We start from the raw sequence: 20,542 nt of genomic DNA on the forward strand, positions 1-20,542 counted from the left end.
TGACGCGAATAATACGCCAACCTGAGATCATAAGGAAGAGTCCTTAGGCGCTGGCGTCCCGCACGATGCCCCGCTAAAAGGCGGATAACCGCGCATAGGATAGAACAATGGCAAGACACCTGATCACCTCGGCAATTCCCTATATTAACGGGATCAAACACCTTGGAAACCTTGTGGGTTCGCAGCTCCCCGCTGACCTCTTTGCCCGTTACCAGCGTGGTCGCGGTAACGAAGTGTTGTTCCTGTGCTCGACCGATGAACACGGCACCCCTGCGGAACTCGCAGCAGCCAAGGCTGGCAAGCCCGTGGCCGAGTATTGCGCAGAGATGCACGAGGTTCAGGCCCGCATCGCCGAAGGGTTCCGCCTGTCATTCGATCACTTTGGTCGGTCGTCGAGCGAACAGAACCACGCGCTGACCCAGCATTTCGCGGCGAAACTGGCCGAAAACGATCTGATCCGCGAAGTGTCCGAGACCCAGATGTATAGCCACGCCGATGGCCGCTACCTGCCTGACCGTTATATCGAAGGCACCTGCCCGAACTGCGGTTTCGACAGCGCGCGCGGCGACCAGTGCGACAACTGCACAAAACAGCTCGACCCTGTGGATCTGATCAACCCGCATTCGACCATCTCTGGCTCAACCGATCTGGAAATGCGCGAAACCAAACACCTCTATCTGCGCCAGACCGCGATGAAGGATCAGTTGGACGCGTGGATCGACAGCAAAAAAGACTGGCCCGTTCTGACGACCTCGATTGCGAAAAAATGGCTGCACGACGGTGACGGCCTACAGGACCGCGGCATCACTCGCGACCTCGACTGGGGTGTTCCCGTGAAAAAGGGCGGCGAAGATTGGCCGGGCATGGAAGGCAAAGTCTTCTACGTTTGGTTCGACGCGCCCATCGAATACATCGCCTGTTCACAGGAATGGGTCGACGCGGGCAAAGGCGCGGATTGGGAACGCTGGTGGCGCACCGACAAAGGCGCAGAGGACGTGACCTACACCCAGTTCATGGGCAAAGATAACGTGCCCTTCCACACCCTATCGTTCCCGTCGACGATCCTTGGTTCGGGCGAACCATGGAAGCTCGTCGATTACATCAAATCGTTTAACTACCTGAACTATGATGGCGGCCAGTTCTCGACCTCGCGCGGTCGTGGCGTGTTCATGGATCAGGCGCTGGAAATCCTGCCTGCGGACTACTGGCGCTGGTGGCTTTTGTCGCACGCCCCTGAATCGTCGGACTCTGAATTCACGTGGGAGAACTTCCAACAATCGGTGAACAAAGACCTCGCTGACGTTCTAGGCAACTTTGTCAGCCGTATCACCAAATTCTGCCGTTCCAAATTCGGCGAAGAAGTCCCTGCTGGCGGCGAATTTGGCGAAAAAGAAGCGGCAGTTATTGCGGCCCTGACCGAACGCCTCAAAGCCTATGAGGGCTTTATGGATGCAATCGAAGTCCGCAAAGCTGCGAGTGAATTGCGGGCGATCTGGGTAATCGGCAACGAATACCTGCAAGACGCAGCCCCTTGGTCGACCTTTAAGGAAGACCCAGAAACCGCTGCCGCGCAGGTTCGGTTCGGTCTGAACCTGATCCGTTTCTACGCGATCCTATCCGCGCCGTTCATCCCTGATGCCTCTGATGCGATGCTCGCTGCGATGAAATCCGACGACAGCGCATGGCCTGACGATGTGGCCGCAGCGCTAAACGCCCTGCCCGCTGGTCACGGATTTGCCGTTCCCGAAAACCTCTTCCGCAAAATCACGGATGAGGAACGCGAAGAGTGGCAAGAACGCTTTGCTGGCGTCCGCACCTAATAGAAAGCCCGCCAAACGGCGGGCTTTCTTAATCGAACATGTCCTGTTGGCTGCGTGGGGCTTCTAGCCCCAGATGCCGCCACGCGCTCTGTGTGAGCATCCGTCCGCGCGGGGTCCGTTGAATGAGACCCTGCTGCAAAAGATATGGCTCGATCACTTCCTCCAATGCATCACGGCTTTCGGACAGAGCGGCAGAGAGGGTTTCGATCCCAACAGGCCCGCCGCCATAGCTTTCGGCCATCAGGCGCATATACCGACGGTCCGCGCCATCAAGGCCGAGCGTATCCACCCCAAGACGGTTCAGCGCACGGTCCGCGATTTCGCGGGTGACACGACCATTCCCTTCGACCACGGCAAAATCGACGACACGGCGCAACAGACGGCCCGCGATACGCGGCGTTCCACGAGCGCGTTTCGCGATCTCATGTGCCCCGTCATCATCCGCAGGCGCACCCAGCAGCCGCGCCCCACGGGTGACGATCTGGTGCAACTCTTCAACGTTATAGAACTGCAACCGCGTCGGGATGCCGAAACGGTCGCGCAGCGGGGTGGTAAGCAGCCCCAAACGGGTCGTCGCCCCAACGAGCGTAAAGGGCTGGAGTTCGATCCGAACAGTCCGCGCCGCTGGCCCCTCGCCGATGACGAGGTCCAACTCATAGTCCTCCATCGCGGGATAGAGCACTTCTTCAACCGCTGGGTTCATGCGGTGGATTTCGTCGATAAACAGAACGTCCCGCGCCTCAAGGTTGGTGAGGATCGCCGCCAGATCCCCCGCCTTGGCCAAGACAGGACCAGAGGTCATACGGAAATTCACGCCCAACTCACGCGCCATAATCTGCGCGAGCGTGGTTTTACCCAGCCCCGGAGGACCGTGGAACAACGTGTGGTCCATCGCCTCGCCCCGCATTTTCGCGGATTCAATGAACACACGCAGGTTCGCCCGCGCATCGGCCTGACCGATAAATTCATCTAGCCCCTGCGGACGCAGCGCGCGATCGTTGTCAGAGGGTTTGCGGTCCGGCGTCAGTTCTTCGGTGCGGTCCATCGGTTAGCCTTTCGGGGCTAGGAGTTTCAGCGCCGCACGGATGAGCTGGCTGGTATCTAGGTCGGGCATGTCATTCAGCGCCTGCGCCACAGCGCCCGCCGCGTCAGAGGGCGAATACCCGAGGTTCTGCAAGGCCGATAGCGCCTCTGGCTGGGCGCTCGACGCTTTGGGCGGGGCGGCGCGGGGTTTTGGTGCGGGTTCAGCCTCGATCACGTCATCAGAAACAGTGGCCTCCGTGCCCGTCATCGCCATGACACTCGGCGCTTTGCCTTTGAGTTCCAGAATGGCTTTTTGTGCGGTTTTCGGACCGACACCCTTGGCGCGGGCAATTGCGGACCAATCCTCTAGCGCAATCGCGCGGCTCACTCCTTCGGGGCCAAGGGTGCCAAGGATCGCAAGCGACGCTTTCGGTCCGATGCCTTGAACGCCCGTCAGTAGACGATGCCATTCCTTTTCCACCAAGGTCGAAAAGCCGAACAACTGCATCAAATCCTCGCGGACGAGAAGATCAGTGTAAAGCGCAACCGCCTGACCAATCGGAGGGATCGTCGCCATCACGCGGTCGGAACAATAGACGATATAGCCAACACCGCGCACGTCGATCAGAACATGATCCAGACCTTTGTAGTCTACGATCCCCGAAATCTTTCCAATCATACGCCAGCCTTTGCGATAGCGCGGGACAGATGGCCCGCTGATTGACAATGATGCGCATGACAAATGGCAATCGCCAAGGCATCCGCCGCATCCGCGCCCGCGATTTTCACACCAGGCAATTGCAGCCGCACCATATGGTCGATCTGTTTCTTATCCGCGTGACCTACCCCGACCACCGCCTTTTTCACGGCGTTGGGCAGATATTCCCCGACGCGTAACCCAGCCTGCGCAGGAACCAACAGCGCGATCCCCCGCGCCTGCCCCAGTTTCAACGTGGCGACCGCGTCTTTGTTCACAAAGGTCTGTTCGACCGCCGCCGCATCGGGCTGATAACTCGCGAACACCTCAGTCAGTTGGGAATAGAGCGACAACAGGCGGTCCGACAAATCCGCAGCGCCATCCGATTTACAGACCCCATTGGCGACATGCGAAAGACGCGAGCCAGAGACATCAATGATTCCCCACCCCATGTTTCGCAGCCCCGGATCGATGCCGATGACGCGCATGCCTGTTCCTTTTTGTATGCTCTTTCGGTCACAAGTAGCACAAAAAGAGAACAAACGCCAAGTCGCAATATTAAGCAGATTTTCATGCCGCACCTGCGAAGGGCGCAAAAACGACCCTAAAAACGACACTTCAAATTTCAGTCGCGACGAAATTGGGAGCTTAAAAACAAGGCCGTTTGTCTAAAAATAAGGCATTCCAAAAACGCATAAGAACTATGCAAAACCGACTATCGCTTTTGAATTTTTCCGCAACTACATGGCGATCATCAAGACAACATCGCTGCACTGCGGCGACCCGACCCATGAAGGACAAAGCTATGGCTATGGTTGACACCACCACCGCGTACACACCGCGTCTGGCCTATCAGGCCGTTTCGTTCGTCTACAACGTGATCACCAGCATTCAGCTCTGGAACGAATCTCGCAAGACCGTGAGCGTTCTGGAGAAACTGACCGATCGTGAATTGAATGACATCGGTCTGAACCGCGGCGACATCTACAACTTCGCTCGCACTGGATCGTTCTAATCCGCCCCAACCAGACGCGTCATTGACGATACGACAAAGGCCACCCGAGAGGTGGCCTTTTGCGTTGCACAGGGCACCGATTAATGCGGCAGGCCCCACGCGTTATTGACTGTGCGCTTAATTTCATACGCCACGGTGCGGCTCACGACATCTGATTGCATGATCCACGCGCCTGCGCGGTCAATCGCATTGCCGTCACGCATCGCGTTGATCCGTTGGTTATACCCCGTTTCACCCAGATAGATCAGCACGATCACTTTGAATGCGACAAGCGCGACAAGCATCGTGAAAATCCCCGCGTAAGGGATGCGTGGCGCACGACGGCGGGCGCGGGCAACAATCAGCCCGTCATTTTGGACCACATGGTCGACACCATTGGCCAAGCGGACCTGATAGGTCCGCTCTAATTGTTTCAGACGTGCATCAAACGTCGCCTTATTATCAGACATAGGATTTACCTCGCACGCGGCCCCCACCGCACAAAAACACCTAATATTCTGATAAAATTAGTTGCTAACTTCGTCCAATTTAGGACCATTCCGACCCTAATTTGGAAACATTATTCAAAAATCAGCGTCAATGTTGTCCAGTCGCCGATAGATTCACGATTTTTCAACCCAAACCCCTGCGATTGATACGCCGCCAGCACAGAATCAGCCTGTTCGTTCAGAATGCCAGACAGGATCGAGACGGTGCCCGATTTCGAATGGCGCGCCATATCGGGGGCAATCGCAATGAGCGGACCTTTCAGGATGTTCGCAAAGATCAGATCATAGGGCGCAGCGGCGCCAATCTCTGGCGCGTCAAAGCCTGCGGCCTCAATGCACAGAACACTGCCCGACATGCCATTGGCGGATAGGTTGGCTTCGGCGACCTCAACGGCGACGGCATCAATGTCGGATGCCAGAACAACGGTGTCAGGCCAGAGACGCGCAGCGCCCATCGCCAAAACAGCCGTGCCACAGCCCACGTCGATGGTGCGTGCAGGTGCGTAGCCTTCGTCGGCCAAACGATCCAAGGCGCGCAGGCATCCCAACGTAGTGCCGTGGTGACCCGTGCCAAAGGCCATCGCTGCTTCGATCAGCAGCGCAATACGATCCTCTGGGACCTTATCCGCATCATGGCTGCCGTAGACAAAGAAACGACCTGCCTCAACGGGAGCCAATTCGCGTTTCACATGGGCGACCCAGTCGATCTGCGGCACTTCGGAAATCACAAAATCCTTTGCGCCATGCATCGTCGACAACAGCGCCAGCCCCGCCCGATCTGGTTCTTCGACGAAATAGACCGCGACTTCGAAGAGGCCCGAACCATCCTCGATCTCAAAGCTGCCAACGCCAGTTGGTTCTGGCCACAGGTTTTCGCAATCGGCGGCCAGCGCCTCTGCCTGTTCGAGAGAGGGGACAACAGCGATGGCGGAATAGGTCAGGTCAGTCATGTTCGTATCGTCTTATTCAGCAGGAGCGGCGACGGGCCGCGTGAAAACAGTCTCATGCCCAGCCATAGGATGACGCGGGATAAGAAGCGATAGGCAAAGCGAAACAAACGCCATGCAGGCCGCAAGGATGAAAACGGCGAAAGGAGAATAGAGCCACAAAAGCCCCAACAGCACAGGCAGGAACACAGCCGCGATATGGTTGATCGTAAAGGCCACAGCGGCGGTCGGTGCAATATCGGCAGGATCGGCGATCTTTTGGAAATAGGTTTTCAGCGCGAGCGCGAGGCCAAAGAAGATATGATCCACGACATAAAGCGCAGCCGCGACCGCAACGCCCCAACCGAACCAATAGACGCCGCCATAGGCCAAGAACACACAGATCAGGCCCGTGTATTCAAACACCAAGGCACGGCGTTCGCCCCAGAGATGGACGACCTTACCCAGCACGGGCGCGATCAGCATGTTGGCGATCAGGGTAACGAGGTAGAGGCTTGTGACCTCATGCACCTCAAACCCGAACCGTTCGACCATCATGAAGCCCGCAAAGACGACAAAGATTTGCCGACGGGCACCCGCCATGAATTGCAGCGCATAATAAAGGCCATACCGACGGCGCAGGATGAATTTCTTGATCTGGGGGTTCGGGGCTTCGAACTGTGGGAAGGCGACGATGCAGTAGATCGCGACCAGCGCGGTAAAGCCGCCCGACATGAGGTAGACCGTGTTGAACGACAGATCAAAGCTCTTCCAAGTCATGACGACCAGCACATAGGCAACCAAGGTTGCCGCTGATCCCGCAGACATCAACCAGCCCAACGTTTGCGGGGCCTTGGCCTTGTCGATCCACTGGAGCTGGAGCGATTGGTTCACGGTCTCGAAATAGTGGAACCCGATGGAGCTGAACGTGGTGATCATCAGGATGCCACCCAAGGTCGGGAACCATGCCGTCATCGCCGTCGACACCCCCAAAAGCAACAGCGCAGAAAGGCCCAGCACCTGTTCGCGCATCACCATCAGGATCAAAATCACGCCGATAGCCAGAAACCCTGGGATTTCGCGGACGGTGTGCAATAGGCCGATGTCGTCGCCTTGGAAGTTGGCGACCTCTACGACGAAGTTGTTCAACAGCGCCGACCAGATCGAAAACGCAACGGGCATCCCCATCGCCATCAGGAACAATAACGCAATCGGGCGTCGCCAAAGGGGCAACTGGTCTGCGTCATTCAAAGGGAAAATGCGTTTCATACCCGCCCGATACGCCTTTTTATGGGGTATGGCGAGTGATTTTACCGCCCCGTCCTGTCTGATCTGGGTCAAAGATTTCGTATTTCAGAGTCCAGTATTCAGACATTCATATGTATAAAGAGGCGTCGCAGCGGGGAGGCTGATATGGATTTTCTGTCCATCGTCGAAACTTTGGGTGAAGGCCGCACGGCTCTGTTGATGGGGATCATCACGGGCATCACCTTTGGCGTGGCCGCACAACGGTCGCGGTTTTGCCTCCGCGCTGCGACGGTAGAATTTGCCCGCCGCCAGATGGGGGACAAGGTCGCGGTCTGGCTGCTGACCTTCTCAACGGCTGTCGTCTGGGTGCAAGCGGCAGGCCTCTTGGGCTACATCGATATTCCCGAGGCACGCATCATGGCCATCCCCGGAAGCTGGTCAGGCGCAATTGTCGGCGGTCTGATGTTCGGCGTCGGTATGATCATGGCGCGGGGATGTTCGGGACGTTTGCTGGTTTTGGCCGCAACGGGGAACCTGCGCAGTTTGGTATCGGGCATGGTCTTTGCCGTGGTGGCGCAGATGACGATGGGCGGCTGGCTCAAGGCGCCGCGCGACTGGATCGCCTCGCAATGGATCACCTCAGGCGGACGCAACGTGGACCTTTTATCCGCGCTGCACCTGCCAGAATGGGGCGGTTTGTCCTTTGGCTTGATGCTAGCCGTCCTCGCGCTGATCATCGCCCGCAAGAACCGCATCGGGGCAAGCCGCCTGATCTTTGGCGCGGGTGTTGGCTTTGCCGTGGCGCTGGGCTGGGCGCTGACAACTGCGCTGAGCCGCGTGGCCTTTGATCCCTACCCGATCGAAAGCGCCACATTCACAGGCCCATCAGCCAATACGCTGATGTTCCTTCTCGATAGTGGAAACGCCGTTCTGGAATTCCCAGTAGGCCTCGTTCCGGGCGTATTCATCGGGGCGTTCTTCGCCTCTGTCCTCACCAAAGAGTTCAAATTCCAAGGTTTTGAGTCCGAGGCCAATATGCGGCGGTCCCTCACGGGGGCGGCGCTCATGGGATTTGGCGGGATGCTCGCAGGCGGCTGTGCTATTGGCGCAGGCGTGACGGGCGGGTCTATCTTTGCAGGCACCGCATGGCTCGCGCTGACCGCATTTTGGATCGGCGGTATGATCACCGACTTCCTACTTGATCAGCGCATCGCGCGCGTATCAGAACTTTAACCAACGAGCCGCGGCGCACACTCTGTATTACGGTGACGTTCCTCAACGCCTATCCGCAATCCGCGCCCGATGCGATGGGCAAGTTCTGACCACGCCGCAGCCTGAAGCGCATTCAGGTGACGCCGCAGAACCGAGTCGAACAGACCGAGCCACACGTCGAAATGTTGCGGACGCACGTCGCCCGCATGCATGTGCGCACGCATCGGATTGCCGTCGTAGACCTTGTCGAAAAAGATCACGTTGCGCCAAAAATTGACGATCTTGGCCTCATGGGCCGTCCAATCCGTCACGTGCTTGTTAAAGATGGGTCCCAATCCGGGATGGGTCCGCACGACGGCGTAGAATTCGTGAACAACCAACTCGACCTCCTGCTCAGAGATCGGGAAACGGGGCGACAGTAACGACATGGCCCGTCCTTTCGACGTCGGAAACCCCCAATCGGTGATCAGCCCCAACGCACAACCGACCACATGGTTAAGTCTAGCAAAGCCACTCTGAGCCTTCATTGACAAAGAACAAGATGCGGCAATTTTAGTCAGGTGGCCACATAGACTTTACGCCAATTCCCGCCCGTCCTATAAGCCGCCCATGAAGGCACGTAACCCGATCATTATTCGAATTACGAACCCGGCTCTCTGAAACCAGAGCGGCCGGGCTAAGGTGTCTGAGACTTCGCACCGATCCTACCCATCCTGACCGAATTTTCGTGAAAAGGACGCCACCATGTGCGCCGACACACCTGACTACAAAGACACCCTGAACCTGCCAGAAACTGAATTCCCGATGCGTGCTGGCCTGCCGCAGCGCGAGCCTGAATGGCTTGCCCGTTGGGCCGAGATCGGCATCTACGATCGCCTTCGTGAAAAATCTGACCGCACGCCGTTCATCCTGCACGATGGCCCTCCCTATGCGAACGGCCACCTGCACATCGGTCACGCACTGAACAAGATCCTCAAGGACTTTATCGTGCGTTCGCAGCAGATGCTGGGCAAAGACGCACGTTACGTTCCGGGTTGGGATTGTCACGGCCTGCCGATCGAATGGAAGATCGAAGAAAAATATCGCGCTGAGGGCAAGAACAAAGACGAAGTGAACGTTGTCGACTTCCGTCAGGAATGCCGCAAGTTCGCCGAAGGTTGGATCGACATCCAGCGTGAAGAGTTCAAACGTCTGGGCATCACAGGCAACTGGGCTGATCCCTATTTGACGATGAACTTCCACGCGGAACGTGTGATCGCCGAAGAGTTCATGAAGCTCCTGATGAACGGCACGCTCTATCAGGGCTCTAAACCTGTGATGTGGTCGCCTGTTGAGAAAACCGCGCTGGCCGAGGCTGAGGTCGAATACCACGACCACACCAGCCATCAGGTCTGGGTGCGGTTTAAGCCTGTCGTGGGTGGCGAAAAGGTATCGAGCGACGACTTTACCGTCGTGATCTGGACCACCACCCCGTGGACCATCCCGCAGAACCGCGCTGTCGCTTATGGCCCGACCATCAAATACGGCCTCTATAAAGTGACCGAAGTTCACGAACACTCTGCCGCGACCGTTGGCGAGGTTGTTCTCCTTGCCAATTCGCTGGCCGAGTCCGTGATGCAGGGCGTTCGCGTCACTGCGTTCGAAAAGGTTGGTGATGTCGCTGCTGATGCCCTTGAAGGCATGATCCTCGCGCACCCGTATCGTGGCGTTGAGGACGGCAACGGCGAATGGGACTATGACGTTCCGATGCTGCCGGGCGATCACGTGACCGAAGAGGCTGGTACAGGTTTCGTTCACACCGCGCCGTCGCACGGTGACGACGACTATCAGCTCGGCCTGAAATTCGGCCTGCCGATGACCTACAACGTGACCGAGGATTCCTCTTACCGCGCTGACCTGCCGATCTTTGCCGGCATGCATGTGATCCTGCCCGATGGCAAAGAGGGTCCCGCAAACGTCGCGAACATCAAACAGATGGCCTACACGGGCGCGCTGTTTGGTAAGGCCAAGATGAAACACTCCTACCCGCATTCGTGGCGGTCCAAGGCTCCTGTTATCTACCGCAACACGCCGCAGTGGTTTGCAGCCATTGATAAGGACGTGAACGATGGTCAGGACACCTATGGCAAAACCATCCGCGAACGCGCGCTGACCTCGATCGACCAGCTGGTGAAATGGACCCCGCAAACGGGCCGCAACCGCCTCTATTCGATGATCGAAGCGCGCCCTGACTGGGTTCTCTCGCGTCAACGCGCGTGGGGCGTTCCGCTGACCTGCTTTGTGAAGAAAGACACCCTGCCGACCGCAGATGATTTCCTCCTGCGCAACGCGGCGATCAACGCCCGTATCGCTGAGGAGTTCGAAGTGGGTGGCGCCGACGTTTGGTATGCCGACGGCTTCAAAGAGCGCGTGTTCGGCAACGATGCGAACCCTGACGACTACGAACAGGTCTTTGACGTGCTCGACGTTTGGTTCGACTCTGGTTCGACCCACGCATTCGTTCTGCGTGACCGTGAAGACGGCACCGCAGACGGCATTGCGGACCTATACCTCGAAGGCACCGACCAACACCGCGGTTGGTTCCATTCGTCCATGCTTCAGGCCTGCGGCACCAAAGGACGCGCACCTTATAAGGGCGTTCTGACCCACGGCTTTACGTTGGATGAAAAGGGCATGAAGATGTCCAAATCCATCGGCAACACCGTCGCCCCCGAAGACGTTTGCAACGAATACGGCGCAGACATCCTGCGTCTGTGGGTGGCACAATCCGATTACACCGCTGACCTTCGCATCGGCGATAAAATCATCAAGGGCGTGGCCGACAGCTACCGTCGTCTGCGCAACACCATGCGCTTTATGCTGGGGTCGCTCAACGACTTCACAGAGGCCGACCGTGTTGATCCGAAAGACATGCCCGAACTGGAACGCTGGGTGCTGCATCGTCTGGCTGAGTTGGATGAGGTCGTTCGTAAGGGCTATGCTGAATACGATTTCCAAGGCGTATTCCAAGCGCTCTTTAACTTTGCGACCGTGGACCTGTCGGCCTACTACTTCGACATCCGCAAGGATGCGCTCTACTGTGATGGCGATACCCTGAACCGCCGCGCCTCGCGCACGGTTCTCGACATCCTGTTCAACCGTCTGACCACCTGGCTTGCCCCGATCCTCGTCTTCACGATGGAAGAGGTCTGGCTCGAGCGTCACAAAGAGGACGGCGCGTCTGTGCATCTGGTCGATATCCCAGAAACACCCGCAGAGTGGAAAGACGAAGCCTTGGCTGCGAAATGGGCTGGCATCCGCAAGGTGCGCCGCGTCGTGACCGCTGCTCTGGAAATCCAGCGTCGCGATAAGGTCATCGGTGCAAGCCTTGAGGCCGCGCCTGTCGTCCACGTTGACGACAAGGACGTGCTCGAGGCGCTGAAAACCGTTGCGTTTGACGACCTCTGCATCACCTCTGGCGTTATGCTCACAAACGACCCTGCCCCTGCTGAAGCCTTCCGCATGGGCGAAGTTGAGGGCGTGGCCGTCGTCTTTGAAAAGGCGGATGGTGAGAAATGCGAACGCTGCTGGAAAATCCTTCCAGACGTTGGCACCCACAGCAACGCGGGCGTCTGCGGACGCTGTGACGCGGCACTGGGCTAATAGATCGGGGCGCCTTCGGGCGCCCTTTTCACAACGGGGAACCATATGATCACGATCGTCACCACAGCCGCAGACCGTCAGGCCTGCTATGACATTCGCACCACCGTTTTTGTGGGCGAACAGAACGTGCCGCCAGAGCTGGAACTGGATGATCTAGAGGACCAATGCACCCACTTCCTCGCGCGTCTGGATGGGGTCCCGATGGGGACCGCACGCCTGCTTGATCGTGGCTATGCCAAGGTGCAACGCGTAGCAGTGATGAAAGAGGCGCGAGGAACGGGCTTGGGCAAACGGCTGATGGAGGCGCTACTCGATCACGCCCGCGACAAAGGCTTCACCGAAGCCCGCCTTGATGCACAGGTTAGCGCCATTCCGTTTTATGAAAAGCTGGGCTTTACCGCTGAGGGGCCAGAGTTTGACGATGCAGGTATCCCGCACCGCCTTATGACAAAACCGCTTTAACCGTCTTTGCCGTAAACGACCTGCTGCATAGCGCCTGCCGCGATCAGGTAAATCGAGGTGATCACCAACCCGTAATGGGCCCAGCTTTCGGGATGGAAATCGACCCAGGCGGCCCATCCTGCAAACCCTGTCCATGCCAGTGCCATCGGCAGCGTGACCAGCCGCCAGCGCGCCGTGCGCGTCGGGTGAACGAATTTGATCGGCAAGAACATCGCGATCGCCAGCACGACCACGAGGCCTAGGATCACCCAATAATCAGGGCGGATCGCAAAGACGACCAGCACCAGCATGTTCCAGCACCCCGGGAAACCAGAGAACGAATAGTCCTTTGTTTTCATGCGGGTATCCGCGAAATACAGCGCCGAGGTAAAGGTGATCACCATGATCGCCACCCAGCCTGTCCACCCCGGCAACATCTCTGGATGTTTAAACAGCGCGTAGGCGGGCACAAAGACGTAGGTCAGGTAATCGATGATCAGGTCCAACAGCACGCCGTCATAGATCGGGCTATTGGTTTTGACATCGTATTTCCGCGCCAACGGCCCATCGATCCCATCCACAAAGAACGCGACGACCAGCCATAGGAACATCAAGCTCCAATTGCCATCGACGGCAGCGAGCATCGCGAGCATCGCAAAAACTGCGCCAGTTGCGGTGAGAAGGTGAACGCCGAGGGCTTTGTGTGAAAGTGTCATTCGGGCTAAATGACCGAAAGCAACCCTAGGGGCAAGGGTTCAGTCGCGCGATCCCGCACCTGCGCGGGGGTGCGCTGATCGGTAGACCTCCATCAGGCGGGCGGTATCGACAGCCGTATACATCTGCGTGGTATTGAGCGAGGCATGACCTAATAATTCCTGAATGGCCCGCAAGTCCCCGCCCGCGTTCAACAAATGCGTGGCAAAGGAATGGCGCAGCGCGTGCGGGGTCGCTGTTGCAGGCAGGCCCAACTGCATACGTGCCTGCGCCATCACCTTTTGGATCATCACGGGCGACAGTTGCCCGCCGCGAACACCCCGAAACAGCGGCGTGTCAGGGTCGATCTGATGCGGGCAGTCCCGCACATAGGCAGCCACGGCATCACGGGCGGCGTCGATCACGGGAACGATACGCTCTTTGCCGCCCTTGCCGACGATCCGCAGAACGTTGGGCAATGGATAGTCGCGCCCCTTAAGGCCCAAGGCTTCGGATATCCGCAGACCACAGCCATAGAGCAACGTCACCACGGCCGTGTCCCTAGCAGCGACCCAAGGTTCGCGGGCTTGCAGTTCCACCGTGTCGATCATCGCTTTGGCAGCGTCTTCGGCCAGTGGGCGGGGTAGCTTTTTCTGGAATTTCGGGGCGCGGGTCATGAGGACCGCTGATGGGTCGAACCCGTCCCGCTCTGCCATCCATTTTACGAATGATTTGACCGCTGACAGCATCCGCGCGAGCGACCGCGCCGCGACACCACGACCGCGTTCATGCGCCATCCATGACCGCATGTCCGAAATGGTTAGCCGTGACAGCGCTGCCGTGCCCTGCTGATCACCGTGGTGATTTTGCAAGAACCCAAGAAACGCGAGAACGTCTGTTTGATAGGCCTTTATCGTGTTTTCGGCCACACCATCCACCGCCCGCGCATGGTCAAGCCAACGAGCAAGCGCATCGGTGAGTGAAGGAGAGATCACTCAAGCCAGCGCCGCATGGCGCGTTCAAAGACAGAGCCAAAGAACCCAAGAAGATCCGTACCCTGCTGCGGTGAAAACTGATGCGGGTCCTCTGCCCCCATCGCCAACATCCCCGGCAAACGCCCCGGACCAAAGTCGAGGCGCAGACACGCCTCGGACCGAATGTAGTCCGCTTTGTCACCGTAGAGGCTGTTTTCCTCTGGCTGCACCTGACGCAAAAGCACCTGACGCAGCGGGGCATTACGGCCCTTGGTCATGTAGTCCGCGATAAATCCGGGCTTCACCACTGAGAGAACATCGCCAAGGCTACGCACGGCGTCATCCGCCTGCTCTGCCCCACTTTCGAGAACCAGACGCATGGAATCGACGCGCAGAATTTCCGCAACTTCGGTGCCGAGGTCTTGAAGGAAGGCATCGAACTTTACGGGTTCCATCATGCGCAACACGGCGCGATGAATTTGATTGGTGCCCGCGAGGTTTTCATAAGCGGCGGCGATCACGCTGCGGTGGGTGTCCTCTAGACGGTCCAGACGCGCCTCAAGCCGAGCCATCGCAATGCCGCGCAAATCGACGATATTGCCGCCCATCGCCTGTTCGTTCGCAGACACGAGCGCGCGCATCAGATCAGTATCTTCGAGAACGACCTCAGGATCGGAGAGAATAAAATCCCGCACTTTCGGATCGATTTCCGGATTACCGCTCATCACTGACCTCATACTGCTTTGCGCGAACCCTAACAGGTTTTTGCGAGAGGTTGTGTAAAAAATCGCCCCACCGCGCAAGTCAGCAGAAAACTGTGACCGCGGATTGTGCAGGTTTTGCCACAGGTTAGCGGCATCACTTAACGCAAATAGGGGCAGCCGATAAGGCCGCCCCTAGATGTAGATTGGATAAGGTGAAGATTAGAGAATCTTCTGGCCTGTCTTTGCCCAGTCAGCTTCGAACTGTGCGAGACCTTTGTCGGTCAGAACGTGGTTCGCCATCGCTTTGATCACAGCCGGCGGAGCGGTCATGACGTCAGCGCCGATTTTCGCACATTCAGACACGTGGTTCGCAGTGCGCACAGACGCCGCGAGGATCTGGGTTTCATAGCCGTAGTTGTCGTAAACGGTGCGGATGTCTTCGATCAGCTGCAGGCCGTCGAGGTTGATATCGTCGAGACGACCGATGAACGGCGAGATAAAGGTCGCGCCAGCTTTTGCAGCCAGAATCGCTTGGTTCACCGAGAAGCAGAGCGTCACGTTAACCATGATCCCACGCGAGGACAGTTCTTTACAAACGCGCAGACCAGCCCAAGTCAGCGGAACCTTAACCGCGATGTTGTCTGCGATTTTCGCCAGTTTCTCGCCTTCGGCCAGCATGGTCTCAAAGTCCATGGATACAGCTTCAGCCGATACAGGACCGTCAACCAGTTCAGCGATTTCCTTCGTCACTTCGAGGATATCACGGCCCGATTTCAGGATCAGGGACGGGTTGGTGGTCACGCCATCAACCATACCGAGGTCGTTAAGTTCGCGGATTGCATCCACGTCAGCGGTATCTACAAAAAATTTCATGGGATTTGCCTCACAGGGTGGGTTGGCCTTTGTCGGGTCAGCGTTTACCTCAGGTAGGGTAAAACCGAAACCCTGAAATGAGTGCGCTTACGTGAGAGAATTCTACGCAGAAGGAGAGCTGGTATCTGTGCTGACCGCGCAGCCCCTCGACCGTCTGCTGGACTACAAAGCACCCGAGGGGGGATGTTGGCGCGGTGCATTCGTCGAAGTACCTCTTGGCCCACGCAAAGTTTTAGGCGTGATCTGGGGTGATGGCATCGGCGGGTTCGACCTGTCCAAAGCGCGTTCCGTCAATCGGGTGCTCGATGTGGCGCCCATGCGCGAAGAGATGCGTCAGTTCCTGACCAAGGTCGGCGCCTATACCCTGACCCCCATGTCCGCGATGCTGCGGCTCGCCACTCGGGCACCGGGATTGGGCGACGCGCCATCCATGCGCAAGGTTTACCGTCTGGGAAGCGTTGCCCCCGACCGCATCACCGACGCCCGTACCCGCGTGTTAGAGGTGCTGCGCGACTATGGCGGCTTGGCCTTTACCCTGTCCGAACTGGCAGAGATGGCAGGCACCTCGTCATCCGTCATCAAGGGCCTCGTCAAACAAGGCGCGGTCAGCGAAGAGGACAGCCCCCGTGACCTGCCCTACCCTCGGCTCGACCCAGATTACGGGGCCAAAGACCTGAGCGACGATCAGGCTGCCGCCGCCGAAACCCTGCGGGCGAAAATGCGCTCAGGTGCCTATGGCACGACGCTGCTAAAGGGCGTGACAGGATCGGGCAAAACTGAGGTCTACCTTGAAGCCGTAGCCGAAGCGCTCCGCATTGGGCGACAGGCGCTGGTGCTATTGCCAGAGATTGCACTGACCTCTGAATTCATCACGCGCGTTGAGGCTCGGTTCGGGATGAAGCCTGCGGAATGGCATTCGGGCGTCACCATGACCGAACGCCGCCGCTGCTGGAAAATGGTCGGTAACGGCGACGCGCAACTGGTCGTCGGTGCACGGTCCGCGCTTTACCTGCCTTATCGTGACCTCGGCCTGATTGTCGTCGATGAAGAACACGACACGTCCTATAAACAAGACGACGGTGTCCTTTATAACGCCCGTGACATGGCCGTCCTGCGGGCGTCACTTAACAACGCACAAGTGGTTCTGGCCTCTGCGACACCGAGCCTTGAAAGCTGGGCGAATGTTGAGGCGGGGAAATACGATCGGATCACGCTAACCTCGCGGTTTGGCGATGCGGTGCTGCCCGACATGAAAGCCATCGATATGCGGGCAGAGGATGTCCCCTCTGGCCGTTGGATTTCACCGAGCCTGCGTTCTGCCATCATCGATCGTATGGAAAAGGGCGAACAGTCGCTCGTCTTTCTTAACCGCCGTGGATATGCGCCGCTCACCATCTGTCGCGCCTGCGGGCATCAGATCGCCTGTGATCATTGCGACGCGCGGATGGTAGAACATCGGTTCCTAAAACGGCTCATGTGCCACCAGTGCGGCGAAACCAAACCCATGCCAGAGGTCTGCCCGAACTGTCAGGCCGAAGGCAAACTGAACCCCGTTGGTCCGGGTGTGGAGCGTATGGCCGAAGAAGTAGCCGAGCTTTTCCCCGACGCGAAAATTGCCGTCCTGTCGTCTGACCTCTTTGGCTCGGCTCGCGCGCTCAAGGAAAAGATCGAAGAAATCGGGCGCGGCGAAACCGACATCATCATCGGCACGCAACTGGTAGCGAAGGGACATAACTTCCCGCGATTGACGCTTGTGGGCGTGATCGATGCCGATCTGGGCCTACAGGGATCCGACCTCCGCGCGGCCGAACGGACATTCCAACTGATGCGTCAGGTTGCGGGGCGTGCAGGCCGCGCAGAGACCCCTGGCATTGCCTTACTGCAAACCTATCAGCCCGAACACCATGTGATCCGCGCGATCCTGTCAGGCGACGAAGAGGAATTCTGGAAGGCCGAAGCCGCAGAGCGCAAGGCGGCGGGCGTGCCTCCTTATGGGCGCATGGCTGGCATCGTGATCTCTGGCCCCGACATGCAAGAGGTGTTTGACCTCGGGAATGCTTTGGCTCGGCGGGCGGACCCGCTGATCCGTATCGGGGCGCAAGTCTTTGGCCCTGCCCCTGCCCCGATTGCCCGCATCCGTGGCCGTCACCGTGTGCGTCTATTGGTCAAAGCCGACAAAACCGCACCGCTGCAAAACGCACTCCAGCAATGGGTGGCGCAGGTGCGGGTACCGAACAATGTGCGTCTGTCGATCGACATCGACCCGCAGAGTTTTTACTGATCCGCCTTCGGACGTCCAAAGAGCCCAGCCAAAGCGCGACTTACGATTTGCGAGACCGTCGGTTTTGACGCCACGCCCCACGGCAACGGGCGGCACACCTCTAGCGCGGCCACACCGACCCGAGCCGTCAATGCACCGTTGATCACGCCTTCACCGAAACGGCGCGACACCTTGGCCAAGGCCCCGCCGCCAGCGACGGTTCCGATCAAATCATCCCCCACCGCGACGGCCCCCGTGGCAACCAGATGCGTCAGCACCGTGCGGGTCAAACGCCAGCTTCCGAAGGTGCCAGAGCGGCCACCGTAAATCTCTGCAATGCGACGGATCATCCGAAGGTTTGCAGTCAAGGCCGTGATCAGATCAGCCAAGGCCAAGGGCACAATCGCGGTAACCGTCGCGACCTGACGCGCTGCGGCTTCGACCTCTGCGCGGGCCCTGTCATCAAGCGGCAACAGGAGCGTTTGCTCTGCCAATTGCAAGAGACCGTCAGCGTCCATCACCTCGGCTTCACGCTCAGCGAGTTGGGCCAAACCCCACTCCAAATCGGCGCGATTTTTGTATAGTTTCTTTATATCTGACAGAACATTACGCGCCAAACCTAAATCATTTCTCGCGATAGCCTCTTGGGCCTCTTTGTGGACCTTATCCAACCGTCTGAGCCGCCCAAACGCCGCCAGTTCCCGCAAAGAGATCAGCGCCATGACCGCGACAAAACCAGCGACCAAAACGGTGACGATTAACCCCAAAACGGGCGACCGAGCGAGGAGTGCGTTCACGTAATCCCACGCAGCCAAGGACACGATAAAGCCGATCAGCGAGACAAGCAGCGACCAGAACCACTTTGCCAGTCGCGAAGGTTTACGCACCGACAGCGCCGCCAGTTGTTGCATCGCGACGGGGCGCCCAGCGTCGAAGTCATCGACAGGCGGGGCCTCTGCGGGACTGGGCGACGGAGTGTCGAGGTCGATCAAAACAGGGCCATTGGTCGTCATAGTCGATCCCCCAACAAAAATTGCGCAACACGGTCCATACGGATGTGTGGCGGACCATCCCCCGGTCGGAGGGTGAGCGGTGCAGGCGCGAAATTCATCACAGAATAATCGGCATCCAACCATTTTTCATCGCCCGCACGAGCTGGCGCGAGGAGATGCGCAGGATCGTCAGGCAAAGCGCCAGGGTAAAACGCGGCCTGCCGCCCATCTGATAGCAAACGCCCCCTCACCACATCAATGGTCGCACCATCGTGTTGAACGGTCTCCTCTGTCGTCGTGCGCAGCGCCGCAATCGACATCGCATTGGTCTGCGCACCCGCGAAATCCGCCCGATCCTTTGCTTCGCGCAATAGGGCCTGCGTGATCGCTGTCAGCTTCGCATGTTGGCTGTGGTGGAGGTGGTCCGCCTTGGTCGCTGCAAAGAGGATTTTATCCACCCGCTTTCCACCCAAAAGCCGCGTCAGCCACGCATTCCGACCCGGTCGAAACGCCGCCAGAATATCGGCCATCGCAGTGCGTAAATCTTCGACCGCGCGGGGGCCATTATGGACTGCGCCCAGCACATCAACCAAAACAATTTGTCGATCTATTCTTGCAAAATGATCCTTAAAGAATGGCTTTACGATCTTATTCTTGTAACTTTCGAACCTTCTCTCAAATTCACGGTAAAGAGAGCCTCGCGGAGCACGGTCGATTTCAGGCAGCGGCGCAAAGGTCAAAACGGGCGATCCTTCCAGATCACCGGGCAACAAAAACCGCCCCGGTGACAGGTCCGAAAACCCGTCCTCGCGGGCGGCATTCAGATAGGCGGTAAAGCTCGCGGCCAAGGCCCCTGCGGTGGGCTCATCGTGCGGCTCTGCGCCCTTCGCCGAGTGGATCGCATCGCGCGCGGATTGGGCAACAGAGCGCCCCTCCATCCGTGCCAAAGTTTCACGCGACCATTCCGCATAGGATTTCTCAAGAAGCCCCAGATCGAGCAACCATTCACCGGGGTAATCCACAATATCAATATGAACCGTGCGTGGCCCCGTCACCCCCGCGAGGAACCCTGTCGGTTGAACACGCAAGGACAGACGCAATTCGGAAATGCGGCGCGTGCCCTCAGGCCAGCTCGGTTGAGGCGCGGTGAGCTTGGCGAGGTGATCCTCAAACGGGAACCGCGGGACTGTGTCGTCGGGCTGTGGCTGAAGATAGGCCGAGCGGATCGCACCGTTTGCCGCAGGCACCAGTTGCGGCATCCGCCCCCGATCCATCAGGTTCGCCACGAGAGAGGTGATAAAGACCGTCTTGCCCGCGCGGCTTAATCCTGTGACGCCTAAACGGACCACGGGATCGGAAAATGGTGCCGTTACAGTGTCAGTGACCGTCTCAAGACTACGGGCCAGACCATCGGCAAGTGTTGAAAGGACCAAATCAGTCTCCTGCTCTATTAGGTCATAGATAAGCATTTGGGACCGCTCTGTGTAGGGGCGCTGCCCCCGTCCGCCTGCGGCGGCCTCCCCCGGGATATTTT

Annotated in this window: 19 protein-coding genes; 6 read left to right on the top strand and 13 right to left on the bottom strand. The window is 58.2% G+C overall.

The window, feature by feature from the left end:
• Positions 1 to 107 precede the first annotated feature (107 nt).
• Positions 108 to 1,820, top strand: a complete 1,713-nt coding sequence (gene metG / locus AC1QQ2_RS01295) for a methionine--tRNA ligase (RefSeq protein ID WP_479711780.1) — start codon at positions 108 to 110, stop codon at positions 1,818 to 1,820.
• A gap of 28 nt (positions 1,821 to 1,848) precedes the next feature.
• On the opposite strand, the gene ruvB is transcribed toward metG, so the two are convergent.
• The 3 genes from ruvB to ruvC are packed head-to-tail and all read right to left on the bottom strand — an operon-like array spanning position 1,849 to position 4,028.
• Positions 1,849 to 2,865 carry a Holliday junction branch migration DNA helicase RuvB gene (gene ruvB / locus AC1QQ2_RS01300; RefSeq protein WP_479711781.1) on the bottom strand — a complete coding sequence of 339 codons (1,017 nt, stop codon included), beginning with the start codon at positions 2,863 to 2,865 and terminating at the stop codon, positions 1,849 to 1,851.
• A gap of 3 nt (positions 2,866 to 2,868) precedes the next feature.
• Positions 2,869 to 3,522: a Holliday junction branch migration protein RuvA gene (gene ruvA, locus AC1QQ2_RS01305; RefSeq protein ID WP_479711782.1), complete on the bottom strand. Its 654-nt coding sequence runs from the start codon at positions 3,520 to 3,522 to the stop codon at positions 2,869 to 2,871.
• Positions 3,519 to 4,028, bottom strand: a complete 510-nt coding sequence (gene ruvC, locus AC1QQ2_RS01310) for a crossover junction endodeoxyribonuclease RuvC (protein ID WP_249945406.1) — start codon at positions 4,026 to 4,028, stop codon at positions 3,519 to 3,521. Before ruvC ends, ruvA begins: the two co-directional genes overlap by 4 nt.
• 317 nt (positions 4,029 to 4,345) lie before the next feature.
• Between ruvC and AC1QQ2_RS01315 the strand changes: the two genes are divergently transcribed.
• On the top strand, positions 4,346 to 4,555 hold the full coding sequence (locus AC1QQ2_RS01315; RefSeq protein WP_105234691.1) for a DUF1127 domain-containing protein: 210 nt from the start codon (positions 4,346 to 4,348) through the stop codon (positions 4,553 to 4,555).
• 80 nt (positions 4,556 to 4,635) lie between these two features.
• Here AC1QQ2_RS01315 and AC1QQ2_RS01320 read toward each other — a convergent pair whose 3' ends face one another.
• The 3 genes from AC1QQ2_RS01320 to AC1QQ2_RS01330 form a co-directional block, all read right to left on the bottom strand.
• Complete coding sequence (locus tag AC1QQ2_RS01320; protein WP_479711783.1) at positions 4,636 to 5,004, bottom strand: hypothetical protein; 369 nt, start codon at positions 5,002 to 5,004, stop codon at positions 4,636 to 4,638.
• A gap of 110 nt (positions 5,005 to 5,114) precedes the next feature.
• Positions 5,115 to 5,993 (bottom strand): 50S ribosomal protein L11 methyltransferase, encoded by an 879-nt coding sequence (locus AC1QQ2_RS01325; protein ID WP_479711784.1) that lies wholly within the window; start codon positions 5,991 to 5,993, stop codon positions 5,115 to 5,117.
• A 12-nt stretch (positions 5,994 to 6,005) separates the two neighbouring features.
• Positions 6,006 to 7,238 carry an MFS transporter gene (locus AC1QQ2_RS01330; protein WP_479711785.1) on the bottom strand — a complete coding sequence of 411 codons (1,233 nt, stop codon included), beginning with the start codon at positions 7,236 to 7,238 and terminating at the stop codon, positions 6,006 to 6,008.
• Positions 7,239 to 7,382: 144 nt separating this feature from the next.
• Between AC1QQ2_RS01330 and AC1QQ2_RS01335 the strand changes: the two genes are divergently transcribed.
• A complete protein-coding gene (locus AC1QQ2_RS01335; RefSeq protein ID WP_479711786.1) occupies positions 7,383 to 8,450 on the top strand; it encodes a YeeE/YedE family protein in 1,068 nt (355 codons plus the stop codon).
• Here AC1QQ2_RS01335 and AC1QQ2_RS01340 read toward each other — a convergent pair.
• Entirely contained in the window at positions 8,447 to 8,857 is a 411-nt protein-coding gene (locus tag AC1QQ2_RS01340) for a group III truncated hemoglobin (protein ID WP_479711787.1), read from the bottom strand. The genes AC1QQ2_RS01335 and AC1QQ2_RS01340 overlap by 4 nt on opposite strands.
• A gap of 316 nt (positions 8,858 to 9,173) precedes the next feature.
• On the opposite strand from AC1QQ2_RS01340, the gene ileS reads away from it, so the two are divergent.
• Complete coding sequence (gene ileS, locus AC1QQ2_RS01345; protein WP_479711788.1) at positions 9,174 to 12,071, top strand: isoleucine--tRNA ligase; 2,898 nt, start codon at positions 9,174 to 9,176, stop codon at positions 12,069 to 12,071.
• A 45-nt stretch (positions 12,072 to 12,116) separates the two neighbouring features.
• A complete protein-coding gene (locus AC1QQ2_RS01350) occupies positions 12,117 to 12,533 on the top strand; it encodes a GNAT family N-acetyltransferase (RefSeq protein WP_479711789.1) in 417 nt (138 codons plus the stop codon).
• On the opposite strand, the gene AC1QQ2_RS01355 is transcribed toward AC1QQ2_RS01350, so the two are convergent.
• The 4 genes from AC1QQ2_RS01355 to fsa all read right to left on the bottom strand — a co-directional run bounded on the left by AC1QQ2_RS01355 (position 12,530) and on the right by fsa (position 15,756).
• Positions 12,530 to 13,228: a CDP-alcohol phosphatidyltransferase family protein gene (locus AC1QQ2_RS01355; protein WP_479711790.1), complete on the bottom strand. Its 699-nt coding sequence runs from the start codon at positions 13,226 to 13,228 to the stop codon at positions 12,530 to 12,532. The two genes, AC1QQ2_RS01350 and AC1QQ2_RS01355, sit on opposite strands and share 4 nt — an antisense overlap.
• A 39-nt stretch (positions 13,229 to 13,267) precedes the next feature.
• The gene (locus AC1QQ2_RS01360) at positions 13,268 to 14,200 is read right to left on the bottom strand and encodes a tyrosine recombinase XerC (RefSeq protein ID WP_479711791.1); all 933 of its coding nucleotides are present in this window, start codon (positions 14,198 to 14,200) and stop codon (positions 13,268 to 13,270) included.
• Positions 14,197 to 14,904 (bottom strand): DUF484 family protein, encoded by a 708-nt coding sequence (locus AC1QQ2_RS01365; protein ID WP_105234681.1) that lies wholly within the window; start codon positions 14,902 to 14,904, stop codon positions 14,197 to 14,199. The genes AC1QQ2_RS01360 and AC1QQ2_RS01365 overlap by 4 nt, the downstream gene beginning before the upstream one ends.
• 198 nt (positions 14,905 to 15,102) lie before the next feature.
• Entirely contained in the window at positions 15,103 to 15,756 is a 654-nt protein-coding gene (gene fsa / locus AC1QQ2_RS01370) for a fructose-6-phosphate aldolase (protein WP_067546217.1), read from the bottom strand.
• 91 nt (positions 15,757 to 15,847) lie between these two features.
• Here fsa and AC1QQ2_RS01375 point away from each other — a divergent pair, with 91 nt between their 5' ends.
• A complete protein-coding gene (locus tag AC1QQ2_RS01375; protein WP_479711792.1) occupies positions 15,848 to 18,037 on the top strand; it encodes a primosomal protein N' in 2,190 nt (729 codons plus the stop codon).
• On the opposite strand, the gene AC1QQ2_RS01380 is transcribed toward AC1QQ2_RS01375, so the two are convergent.
• The gene (locus AC1QQ2_RS01380; RefSeq protein ID WP_479711793.1) at positions 18,031 to 19,029 is read right to left on the bottom strand and encodes a YcjF family protein; all 999 of its coding nucleotides are present in this window, start codon (positions 19,027 to 19,029) and stop codon (positions 18,031 to 18,033) included. The two genes, AC1QQ2_RS01375 and AC1QQ2_RS01380, sit on opposite strands and share 7 nt — an antisense overlap.
• On the bottom strand, positions 19,026 to 20,441 hold the full coding sequence (locus AC1QQ2_RS01385; protein ID WP_479711794.1) for a YcjX family GTP-binding protein: 1,416 nt from the start codon (positions 20,439 to 20,441) through the stop codon (positions 19,026 to 19,028). The genes AC1QQ2_RS01380 and AC1QQ2_RS01385 overlap by 4 nt, the downstream gene beginning before the upstream one ends.
• Between the last annotated feature and the right edge of the window lie 101 nt (positions 20,442 to 20,542).

This window comes from Aestuarium sp., from assembly GCF_023253315.1.
Taxonomy (GTDB): domain Bacteria; phylum Pseudomonadota; class Alphaproteobacteria; order Rhodobacterales; family Rhodobacteraceae; genus Marivivens; species Marivivens donghaensis.

Bases quoted from the DNA above. Each gene is read 5' to 3' on its own strand.
- metG (WP_479711780.1), top strand. From the start codon at position 108: ATGGCAAGACACCTGATCACCTCGGCAATTCCCTATATTAACGGGATC.
- ruvB (WP_479711781.1), bottom strand. From the start codon at position 2,865: ATGGACCGCACCGAAGAACTGACGCCGGACCGCAAACCCTCTGACAAC.
- ruvA (WP_479711782.1), bottom strand. From the start codon at position 3,522: ATGATTGGAAAGATTTCGGGGATCGTAGACTACAAAGGTCTGGATCAT.
- ruvC (WP_249945406.1), bottom strand. From the start codon at position 4,028: ATGCGCGTCATCGGCATCGATCCGGGGCTGCGAAACATGGGGTGGGGA.
- AC1QQ2_RS01315 (WP_105234691.1), top strand. From the start codon at position 4,346: ATGGCTATGGTTGACACCACCACCGCGTACACACCGCGTCTGGCCTAT.
- AC1QQ2_RS01320 (WP_479711783.1), bottom strand. From the start codon at position 5,004: ATGTCTGATAATAAGGCGACGTTTGATGCACGTCTGAAACAATTAGAG.
- AC1QQ2_RS01325 (WP_479711784.1), bottom strand. From the start codon at position 5,993: ATGACTGACCTGACCTATTCCGCCATCGCTGTTGTCCCCTCTCTCGAA.
- AC1QQ2_RS01330 (WP_479711785.1), bottom strand. From the start codon at position 7,238: ATGAAACGCATTTTCCCTTTGAATGACGCAGACCAGTTGCCCCTTTGG.
- AC1QQ2_RS01335 (WP_479711786.1), top strand. From the start codon at position 7,383: ATGGATTTTCTGTCCATCGTCGAAACTTTGGGTGAAGGCCGCACGGCT.
- AC1QQ2_RS01340 (WP_479711787.1), bottom strand. From the start codon at position 8,857: ATGTCGTTACTGTCGCCCCGTTTCCCGATCTCTGAGCAGGAGGTCGAG.
- ileS (WP_479711788.1), top strand. From the start codon at position 9,174: ATGTGCGCCGACACACCTGACTACAAAGACACCCTGAACCTGCCAGAA.
- AC1QQ2_RS01350 (WP_479711789.1), top strand. From the start codon at position 12,117: ATGATCACGATCGTCACCACAGCCGCAGACCGTCAGGCCTGCTATGAC.
- AC1QQ2_RS01355 (WP_479711790.1), bottom strand. From the start codon at position 13,228: ATGACACTTTCACACAAAGCCCTCGGCGTTCACCTTCTCACCGCAACT.
- AC1QQ2_RS01365 (WP_105234681.1), bottom strand. From the start codon at position 14,904: ATGAGCGGTAATCCGGAAATCGATCCGAAAGTGCGGGATTTTATTCTC.
- fsa (WP_067546217.1), bottom strand. From the start codon at position 15,756: ATGAAATTTTTTGTAGATACCGCTGACGTGGATGCAATCCGCGAACTT.
- AC1QQ2_RS01380 (WP_479711793.1), bottom strand. From the start codon at position 19,029: ATGACGACCAATGGCCCTGTTTTGATCGACCTCGACACTCCGTCGCCC.